This window comes from Streptomyces sp. WM4235 (genome assembly GCF_001279725.1).
GTDB lineage: Bacteria > Actinomycetota > Actinomycetes > Streptomycetales > Streptomycetaceae > Streptomyces.
Genome location: NZ_LGDE01000409.1, coordinates 1 through 246, shown reverse-complemented (window position 1 = coordinate 246; position 246 = coordinate 1). Strand labels below are relative to the sequence as shown.

At 73.2% G+C, this 246-nt stretch carries 1 protein-coding gene; it reads right to left on the bottom strand.

The features are described 5' to 3' along the window. The coding region (locus tag ADK55_RS23910) for a hypothetical protein (RefSeq protein ID WP_159041537.1) at positions 1-187 on the bottom strand (187 nt) is incomplete at its 3' end. Positions 188-246: the final 59 nt, after the last annotated feature.

Here is a 246-nt window from a genome sequence, read left to right as displayed (position 1 = left end):
TGGCGCGCTCGATGTAGGCGTGGGCCTGGTCCGGGCCGGTGATGAGAAGGGTGGGGCCGGCGACGGGTACGACGGTCCATGAACCGTCGGCATTGGCGGTGACCGATCGGACGGGGCCGGCGATCACCAGACCGGCAAGGGCGGCGTCCGGGCTGCCGGCGCCGATGGCGCGGGTGGTCTGCTGCATGGCTGTGCTCCGAGCGTGTGAAGGGGTGTTCGCGGCGCTGCCGCCGCTCTGTGGCGCCC